This is a genomic window from Psychrobacter nivimaris, from assembly GCF_009812035.1.
GTDB lineage: Bacteria > Pseudomonadota > Gammaproteobacteria > Pseudomonadales > Moraxellaceae > Psychrobacter > Psychrobacter nivimaris.
On sequence record NZ_VZIZ01000021.1, the window covers coordinates 42,571 to 52,277 of the forward strand.

Below are 9,707 nucleotides of genomic sequence, written 5' to 3' on the forward strand. Positions count from 1 at the left end.
GTTAAAGTGGGCGGCATTTATGAACCGACTATAGAATGAGATTATTTCCAATTACGGTGAGTTTTTAATGATCACAATATTAACTGTGCTTTATGTACTCACTATATGGTATGCGCTAACCTTTTAACCCATCTGAACAGCTTCAACGATAGACGATTACCAATTATAAATACGATGAAATAAGAGAAAAATTTATGAACATGCTACTGCGTTTTTTTATTATGGTCAGCTTACTTAAGCAACAGCTCAAGCATCAATCGACGAGCGAAACTATCAGTCTAGAGACATTGACTGCACCGACCGTCCGTCATTATCGAATTTTGCCCCACGATATGGGATTTCGCGATCATTTACCCAATTATCGTTATTTATCATTTATTGAGCTAAACGTGACACGCTGGGTAAAGGCGTGCTGTCATAAAAAAGGCATTAAGTCGCTGAATTGGGTGATTGCCATGCAAGAGATGATTTATCTGAAGCAAATTAAATTTTTGGATAAAATGACGCTTAGCAGTGCAGTCGCAGGATGGGATCATAAATATGTGTATTTTGAACATCGCTTCTTTGTCAAAAACCAGCTGATGGGCGTTGGTATGACCAAGTTTGTTTTTACAGATAGTAAAGGTATGCGCACACCAGAAGTATTAGATATGATGGGCGAGCAATTGACAGATACCATTAACACATGGAATGAGCACCAAGTCGCGGTAAAATCGACTAAATCAGCCTAAGCCACATCGCAAAACAGTATTGAAACCCAGTATTGAAAAACAGCATCGTAAAATAACTTGGCTATAATCATTTGCTGAATTTTGGTAGGATAGAGCCCATCAAGTCGTCAGTATTAGGACGATGGCATTACTTTTAAGACGATGATTCTCAAAACGACTAAAAATAAGGTACCGTTATGACACCACAAAAATTAAAATGGACAGACAGTTTAGATATCGCGATTGAGCTTTACGAGAAGTTTCCAGAAACAGATCCGCAGTATATTCGCTTTACTGATTTGCATCGCTGGGTAACTGAACTTGAAGGCTTTGATGATGATCCACAAAAATCAAATGAAGGCATCTTAGAAGCCATTCAAATGAACTGGATTGATGAAGCCGATTAATCGACTTGATCTGCCAGCATTGCCATAAACAGAAAATCAAATAAACAGATAGAAAAGGCCGCATCATGACATCACAAATTAAAGAGCTACCAGAAGCGATAGCTTGTAGCGGTATCAGCGTTCGTACCACCAACAACGCTGAGATAAGCCATGACACTGCCAAGCTTGGCAGATTATGGCAGAAGTTCTATCAAAACCATGTAAAGCAGCTTTCTGAAGGTGAAGACATTTACGGTATCTTTCACAACTATGAGAGTGATGATTTGGTAGGCGCTTTTGATGTCGTGGCGAGCTGGAAAGTAGACAGCGAGCAAGAGCAGCAAAGCGCTGGTAATTTAGTAACAGTCAATATTCCGGCTGGAAAGTATTTGGTATTCTCTGAACAAGGTCGAATGCCTAATACAGTAATGAATGCTTGGGAGAAGGCATGGACCTATTTTAATGATCCAAGCTGTGAGCATACCAGAACTTATAATGTCGATTTTGAGCAGTATGTCGGTGGTAATTTAGAGTTTGGGCAAGTGGATCTTTATATTGGTATTGAGTAAGGCTGTCAACACTATAAGAAGTCGACTTGACTATAGTAATCTGTGACGCGGCATCAAGTGAGCTTTAGATGGATGGTTTTTAAAATACTTAGGCGTAGCTTATTGTCTAACAAACCATAATGCAGTTATAAAAAACCCCACATCTATTTTATTATAGCTGTGGGGTTTTTTATTATGAGTAATTCATCAAAATTATTTATTCAATGCTAGTTAAAAAGCTTTAGTTACACCAATGGTAAAGGTACGTGGTAGGTTTGGTCTAGCACCGTATGGCGTACGACTCACAATAACTTGTTTGTCAGCGATGTTTTCAACCTTACCAAAGATTTTAGCATCATAACCGATAGGGTAGTGGGTAATAGCATCAAAAGTGAATAACGAATCAGTCTCGCTACGCGGCTCATTGGTACGATTACAGCCCACTGATTCACAAATGCCGCCAGCGTATTTAGCAGTCAAGTAAGTATCCCAACCTGAATCCATCTCGATTCCGGCGCGCACACTGGCTTGATTTTTGGGCACTAGCGTTAAGCGATCGCCATCTAACGTGTCTTTGTAGTCCTCGGCAAGCTCAGCTTGGGTGTAAGTGTAAGTGGCATGCAGTGGAATACTGAATCCATCTCCATCAAAGCGAGTGCCAGCCATTAACTCAAGCCCTGCGATTACCGCAGAACCACTCTCTTTTTCGTTACCTGATGTTATGGGATTTGAGCTACTACCGCAAGGTACATTTTCTGAGCAGTTTCTGATCACAGAATCAAAGTCACTATAAAAGCCAACCGCTTCCATATAATTACTACCAGCACGATAGCGTGTACCAATTTCGTAGTTGATGCTCTGTTCAGGATCCGTGTTGTCATCTTCGGACACCCCAGCGCCTAGTGGGCTGAAGCCTTTGTGGACACCCCCTATCAGCTGTACTTCATCATTGAGCTGGTAGCTTGCGGATAAACCGGGCAAAAATATAGACTGATTATTGCTCACGCGTGCTTGAGTATCAGTATCAACACCGCGTGTCTCTTCAGTATCAATATACTCGTAACGCATGGCTAGATTTAGAACTAAGGGGTCAGTCACTTGCCACTTATCAGTCAGCCAAAGACTAGTTGCATTGGCTCTTTCTTCACGGTTATTGCTAGCGCTAGGGGCTTTCGTACTTTGATAAATTAAATCACCGTCAACCTGATTAAAAGTATCGATTGGCTGATAACGCTCAACTTTGTCACGGTGATAGCGTGCGCCCACATCAATGTTGTGATCGCCATAGGCACTTAAAATGTCAGTGTTGAAGTTCGTCTGAACACCGGTACTATAATAAGTGCGATCATTGGCTTGGATACTAATACCTGCTAAATCCTCGGTACCATCTAACTGCCCTTGAGTGACATCACCTTCATAAAAATCATTGATTTTATTACCGCTAAGCTTATACCAATTACGATGGGTTTTATTATAATAAGCGGTCGTACGTAGCTCGCTATTGTTATCCGTGATCCAGTTGTGCGTCAAGTTAAGTCCGGTATGTTCGTCTTGTATATTATCAAGCGCAGACATCGGGTAGCGTCTGTTAGGGTTTTCATTGAAGTCAGCATCTGTTAAACCTAAGTAAGTCTCATCACTAGATCTATCAGAATACTGCGCTTTAGCAAATAAACTATGCGCAGGATTGATCTGATAACGACCTTTTAGGACATAATCTTGATTGTCATAGTCGCCAATGTCTTTACCATCAATCTCTTTAAAGCCTTTGCCTCGTTGTTGCACAGTTTCAATTGAGCCTGCAAAGTCGCCTTCGCGTCCACCAGCATAAGCATGAACATCCACACCGCCACGGTCGTTGATTGAGGTCATCGCTTGGCCGCCATTAGTGGCAGGAATAGGGGTTGATAGATAGTTAATAACGCCGCCGGTCGTTTGCGGCCCATAACGTAGCAGCGGCGCGCCTTTTAGAATCTCAACTCCTGACATACGCAGCGCTGTTGGATGGTAATAAGCGGCAGGGGCAGCATAAGGAGCGGGCGCGATAGGAATACCGTCCTCCATTAAATGCACCTTACTACTACGTCCACCAATACCGGCACGAATACTGATATTAGGACGTAAGCCCAACCCATCTTCTTCAGAGACGTAAACCCCTGGCACGGTCTTTAAAACTTGGTTAATATCTGTAATTTGCTCATTTTCTAACTGTTCGTTATCAACGTAATAACCAGAACCCGTCATTAACGGTACATTGTCTTTACTGCCGATAACAGTAATTTCGTCTAAGGTTACCGAGATTGCTGATTCTTCGGGATTGCCTTGCTGGGTATCAACACTTTTTGCATAAACTGCCTGCATGGACAAGGCTAAAGTGGACAATAAAAATACAGTAACAGACTTATAAGGATGAGACATCTCACGGACTCCAAAAGGGAAGCATAAAAATTAATACCGCATTTTTATAAAAGTGAATATTAACAATAATGATTATCGTTTGCAAGTAATAAGCAACATTTATGTATTCTGCTTTCAATGGATCTACAAAAATTTTAGTGGTGGTCACCTTAAGTGACTGTTAATACAGGGTTATTTATATGTTGTAATAATACTTAAAACAAATAAAGGCAGCGCTAAACATTTAAGCACTGCCTTTATTGTTGTTTTTTTATTAACATCATTGATACTGTAGAGCCTAATTAAGCAATAAATGCTCTAAAATCCCTTCATAAATCTGCGCCAATTTGCCCAAATCATCGATTTCGACTTTTTCATCGACTTGATGAATCGTCGCATTACGTACACCCAATTCGACGACTTGGGCACCTGTTGGGGCAATAAATCGACCATCAGACGTACCACCAGAAGTAGATAGCGTTGTATCGACATCGGTCACTTTTTTGATGGCGTTCTGACATGCCGAAACCAGTTTTCCTTCAGGGGTTAAGAATGGCTGACCAGATAATTTCCAATGAATATCGTAGCTCGCTTTACTGTTGGCAAAGTGCTTATCAAAGATAGCATGCGTTTTTGCCTTTAGTTCATCCTCAGTCGTTTCAGTTGAGAAACGGAAGTTAAAGACCACGTTTAGCGTTTCAGGAATGACATTGGTTGCGCCAGTGCCGCCGTTGATATTCGATATTTGTAATGATGTGGCTGGGAAGTAGTCGTTGCCGTTGTCCCATGCGGTAGAAGTCAATTCAGCAAGGGCAGACATCGCCGCATGAATTGGATTAGATGCTAGATGTGGATAGGCGACATGGCCTTGTTTACCTGTAACGGTAAGCTCAGCACCTAGCGAGCCACGACGACCGTTTTTGATGATATCGCCTAACGTATCGGTACTTGATGGCTCACCAACGAGACAGTAGGTGATTTTTTCTTGACGAGCTTCTAAAGTCTCGATCACTTTGACCGTACCATTAATTGACGGCCCTTCTTCATCTGAAGTGATTAAAAAAGCAATTGAGCCATTGTGCTCAGGATGATTGGCGACGAAGCGTTCGGCTGCGACAGTAAAAGCTGCAATACCCGTTTTCATATCGGCGGCACCGCGTGCCCACAGATACCCATCAGCGATAGTTGGAGTAAACGGAGGGTAGGTCCAGTTTTTCTCATCACCCGTTGGCACGACGTCAGTATGACCAGCAAAACAAATCACTGGATCGGTAGTACCGCGGCGTGCCCATAAGTTTTTGACTTCGGCATGTTCACCGCTTTGTTTTCTATCGCCAAAATACATAAACTCGCAATCAAAACCTGCCTGCTCTAACCGTGCTGACAACATATCTTGGCAACCATCGTCATCGGGCGTTACTGAAGGGCGCTCTAACAGTGCAATACTTAAATCTAAGGTTTCTTGCTGATGGGTTTTGCTATTATTTTCTGAACTCATGACAGTCCTAGGTAAGTTGAGTTAATGTTTTTTGCTATAAAAGATAGCTTATTTTTTATCAGGTCTATTTGGTACTAATTATTTATGCGTTGCAAATATATAAAGGTTAATCGATTTCTATAGCTAAAAAAATATTAGTCTCTGTCTAAGTAAATTTTTTCATAATCACCATAAAATTTTGCTAAATACTCTGTAATACATTTTTCGGCTAGAGTATTGCTATAAGTTTTAGCTTTGTCTCTGTCATAATTACTGATATTGCCACCAGCGAAAACAACTTCGCCCATTTGATAACTTGTTCCTAATAATTCTAAAGTTTTATTACTAATATCGAAAGTGGCATGTCCTTCTGGAAACACTGGCGTCATCCATCTTGTTCCATCAAATGCAAGTAGACACCCGTTCTCATACTTGAACTCAGTAGTGATAGCAGTTGGTGTAACTATTACAGGTTTTTCAGAGGTGGATTTTGGTAGGTGATAGGTAAAGAAAGGCTCACTGATTTGTTGAGTGAAGGCTTGATGATTAATAGTCGTGCAGCTTGCAAGCAAAGGTAACATAATAAGTAAAACAGAATGGTTGAATAGATTCTTACGCATTATTATTGTCCTTAATTAACAAATCTTACTTAGAGCCGTAGCGAATGATAGATATACTCAGGGCGTAGCAAACAAAACTACAGCATCATCACGTCTTAGCCAAGTAGCGATAGAGTAGCGTTGACGATGCGCAATTTGTACTTGATGACGTAAATCGCTATCGAAAATAATCAGTCTATTGGCAACTGGCATCACTTCATGGTGCGTGCCATGTTTGTCAACGACCTCTAGTGCACCGCCATCGGCTGCTTCCCAATTATCATTGAGATAAAAAACCGCCGAGATAACACGTTCATCACGTCCAGCAGGGTTGTCACTGTGCCATTGATAGCCAAAACCAGTCGGATAGCACGCATAATGCGCTTCGCTATGGCGAATACCAGCAAATAAACTACGATTGAATAGCGAGGCCAAAGCATTGATGCTTTGTAGATAGTAATAGCCTGCAAAAAAGTTTTCAGTAATCCAGCGTATTCTATCACCGCGAATATCACTGATGCGAACACCAGCGGTCAGCTCTGCATCACGATAGTCAACAAAACCGCTTTCTGCTTGTAGTGCTAATAAGGCAGTACTATTGAATACGTCATCAATGATGAGCCAGCCGTCAGTGACAAAGGTATCAAGCTGTTTATCCGTCAGCTTATCATCCCAGTCCACCGCAAAGTCAGACATTTGCAATACGTGCTGAGTAGGAATTTCTTGGCTAACATCATGAGTATTTGGCAGCAGTAATGGTGGATTATCCTGACCTATCGGACGATCAACGACCAACGCTGTCTTGTTAAGGTTGCTAATAATCTGCGTCATTTCATCTCATTATTATCAATCAGCTGTCAATATACCGTCATTCAATACGTTTTTATTGAAAGCACTTACTAAAACCACATTATCTTTTACTCTGCCTATGCTACCATAGATGCAATTTTTCTTATTTAAACTTTTGAGATTATGAACTATAAACACGCCTACCACGCTGGTAACTTTGCTGATGTGGTTAAACACATTTTATTGGTACAACTGCTTAATCAACTGGGGCAGAAAAACAAACCTTTTTATGTGCTTGACGCTTATGGCGGTCGTGGACTGTATTCACTAAGCAGTGAAGAAGCGCGCAAAACAGGTGAGGCCAAAGGCGGTATTCAAGCTTTTCTAAAAGCAGATACCGAAAAGGCACCAGCTGCTGTCAAAGATTATATGGAAGGCATCAAGCAAGCCAAATTCACTTATGACAATAAAGTCTATCCTGGTTCGCCATGGTGGGTGGCCCATCACGTCGAAAAAACCGCCGCTAAAAAGCCTGATGCTGGCGTGCGTGCTGAGGCTTTTGAAGCCAAAGCGACTGAATACGATGCGTTAAACTATCAGCTACATAAGTTGCCAATTGGTATCCAGCATCGTGATGCTTTTGAAGGTATTACCGCTGTTATTCCACCAAAAGAAAAGCGCGGTTTGATTTTCCTTGATCCCCCTTATGAGCAAGAGCATAAAGACTTTACGCGCCTTATCGACCTATTGGTCGCGGCTTATAACAAGTGGCCACAAGGTACTTATGCGCTTTGGTTCCCAATCAAAAACATCGAAGCCGTAGAGCTCTTCTATAAAAAGCTCAAACGTACTGAAATGAGACGTCAGCTGGTTTGTGAGCTAAACATTTATCCTAATGATGTTGCAGTTGGTCTGAACGGTACAGGTCTACTGGTTATCAATCCGCCATGGCAGTTTGATAATCATGCACGTGAGATATTACGTTTCTTACAGCCAGTACTAAAAGTAGAAGACGCGCCAAACTTGACGCCTGATAGTGCGACCAATGTGCGCTGGCTCGTCGGCGAATAGCAATAACGGCCAATAAGGATATTAAGATGACGACTCAGCCACCTATCGGCCAGCCGAATAATGCACCTGTGAACAATGCGTCCTTAAATGACGGCTCGCTGCAAGATAATGCAGCGACACAGCCACCGTTTATTGATGAGCACGAGTTTAATATCCGCCTAGCGGATAACGACAGCTATGATGGTTTGACATTTGAGGTGATTGAAGCTGAAGTAGCCGAAGGTAAGCGAGTGGTTAGTCGCGGTGTTTATTTGGCACCCAATCTGATCACTACCTTATCGCTACTGTCAGGCTTTTACTCGATTTTGGCGAGTACCCAAGGCGAGTTCTATAGGGCAGCTTTGGCTATCTTTTTATCCGCTATTCTTGATGGCGCAGATGGACGTGTCGCACGTATGCTCAATGCGCAAAGTCCATTTGGTGAGCAATATGACTCTTTAGCAGATATGCTAGCGTTTGGCGTTGCCCCTGCTATTTTGATTTATAGCTTTGCTTTAGAGCCATTGGCTCGTATCGGCATTGGCTGTGCGTTTGTCTTTACTGCTTGTGCTGCTTTTCGCCTTGCACGCTTTAATGTTCAGGTCGGTATCGTCGATAAAAAATACTTTGTTGGTTTGGCAAGTCCGCTTGCTGCCATATTGGTGACGTCCGCTGTGATGGTTGCAGTCGATCATAACGAGTGGATTGGTCAATATGATACAGCTGTCATGCTATTGTTTGCAGCTTGGGTAGTGACTTGTGGTCTACTGATGGTCAGCAATGTCAAATACTATAGCTTTAAAGAATTTGACAAAAAGAAAGTACCTTTTGTAGTGCTTATTATTGGGGTGTTAGTCATGAGCATCGTGCTCTATGATATTCCTGTTGGTATCTTAGCCATCGGTATTATCTATGCGTTATCAGGTATCGTGACTACGATTAAAACGAAAGTGAAAAGTTAAACGCTGTATTTAGATTTTATATAAGGGAACTTACCGTCAGGTAAGTTCCTTTTTTTACGCACTCTATATACTGCTGAAGTACACCAGCCCATATAAAAAAGCTAAATCTATAGATATAAAAGACAGTATTTAAAGTTTGATAGCGATAACAATAGGTTAGGTAAATAGAGTATCGCTGATAGAAAATAACTGAGATTATTTATAGAGTTTCCTTGTTTTCTATCTAAAACTCCGTATAATGCCACCCAGTCGAAAGGGAAGTAGGTTACAGGTTTGAGCAATGCAAATTGTTTAAATTAAATAGCAAATACTTCTTGACTAAATAAATATAGCGTCTATAATACGCACCTCATCAAGACGAGCTGGAGGTAGATAGTGTGTAGATTACACATTAATAACCCAGTTAACTTATTGAAACAAATTAAAAAAAGAAGTTGACAGACTATTAAAACATGATATGATGGTCAGCTCGCTAAATAGGATAAGCCACATTGGCTGACTTGTTTAGTTTGAAATACTAGCACTGGACGACAGTGTCAGACATTATTTAAAAGCATAACTAAAGAACAACTTGTGTGGATTTTTGCTGATTCAGAATGCTAAAAAATAAAGTTGACTATCTTTTCTTTTCGGAAAGATTATTAACTATAAAAATTATCATTTAAGACAGCAGAAAAACTCAAAGTTAATTCATTACGAACATAATTTTTAGCGATTTTGCCAGATTAGATGAGCCAAGTTTAGAAGCTTCTTTAAAGAGCTTCATAGCAAGATTAAACTGAAGAGTTT

The 9,707-nt window shown here is 41.1% G+C and carries 9 protein-coding genes; 5 read left to right on the plus strand and 4 right to left on the minus strand.

Annotated features, from left to right (window positions below):
* Positions 1-194 precede the first annotated feature (194 nt).
* The 3 genes from FQV37_RS09520 (at position 195) to FQV37_RS09530 (ending at position 1,665) form a co-directional block, all read left to right on the plus strand.
* Positions 195-731 carry an acyl-CoA thioesterase gene (locus FQV37_RS09520; RefSeq protein WP_160022626.1) on the plus strand — a complete coding sequence of 179 codons (537 nt, stop codon included), beginning with the start codon at positions 195-197 and terminating at the stop codon, positions 729-731.
* Between the two features lie 176 nt (positions 732-907).
* Complete coding sequence (gene iscX / locus FQV37_RS09525; protein ID WP_021812734.1) at positions 908-1,117, plus strand: Fe-S cluster assembly protein IscX; 210 nt, start codon at positions 908-910, stop codon at positions 1,115-1,117.
* 65 nt (positions 1,118-1,182) lie between these two features.
* Complete coding sequence (locus FQV37_RS09530; protein WP_160022628.1) at positions 1,183-1,665, plus strand: GyrI-like domain-containing protein; 483 nt, start codon at positions 1,183-1,185, stop codon at positions 1,663-1,665.
* A 210-nt stretch (positions 1,666-1,875) separates the two neighbouring features.
* On the opposite strand, the gene FQV37_RS09535 is transcribed toward FQV37_RS09530, so the two are convergent.
* From FQV37_RS09535 to FQV37_RS09550, 4 genes are all read right to left on the minus strand, one after another.
* On the minus strand, positions 1,876-4,062 hold the full coding sequence (locus FQV37_RS09535; protein WP_160022630.1) for a TonB-dependent receptor family protein: 2,187 nt from the start codon (positions 4,060-4,062) through the stop codon (positions 1,876-1,878).
* Positions 4,063-4,339: 277 nt separating this feature from the next.
* Positions 4,340-5,539, minus strand: coding sequence for a succinyl-diaminopimelate desuccinylase (gene dapE, locus FQV37_RS09540; RefSeq protein ID WP_160022632.1), 1,200 nt, complete (start codon positions 5,537-5,539; stop codon positions 4,340-4,342).
* A gap of 134 nt (positions 5,540-5,673) precedes the next feature.
* Positions 5,674-6,138 (minus strand): hypothetical protein, encoded by a 465-nt coding sequence (locus FQV37_RS09545; RefSeq protein ID WP_102093256.1) that lies wholly within the window; start codon positions 6,136-6,138, stop codon positions 5,674-5,676.
* A 57-nt stretch (positions 6,139-6,195) separates the two neighbouring features.
* Positions 6,196-6,948, minus strand: coding sequence for a 2OG-Fe(II) oxygenase (locus FQV37_RS09550; RefSeq protein ID WP_160022634.1), 753 nt, complete (start codon positions 6,946-6,948; stop codon positions 6,196-6,198).
* A gap of 141 nt (positions 6,949-7,089) precedes the next feature.
* Between FQV37_RS09550 and FQV37_RS09555 the strand changes: the two genes are divergently transcribed.
* The gene (locus FQV37_RS09555) at positions 7,090-7,977 is read left to right on the plus strand and encodes a 23S rRNA (adenine(2030)-N(6))-methyltransferase RlmJ (protein WP_057758888.1); all 888 of its coding nucleotides are present in this window, start codon (positions 7,090-7,092) and stop codon (positions 7,975-7,977) included.
* Positions 7,978-8,003: 26 nt separating this feature from the next.
* Positions 8,004-8,918: a CDP-diacylglycerol--serine O-phosphatidyltransferase gene (gene pssA, locus FQV37_RS09560; protein ID WP_240991002.1), complete on the plus strand. Its 915-nt coding sequence runs from the start codon at positions 8,004-8,006 to the stop codon at positions 8,916-8,918.
* The last annotated feature ends 789 nt before the right edge of the window (positions 8,919-9,707 follow it).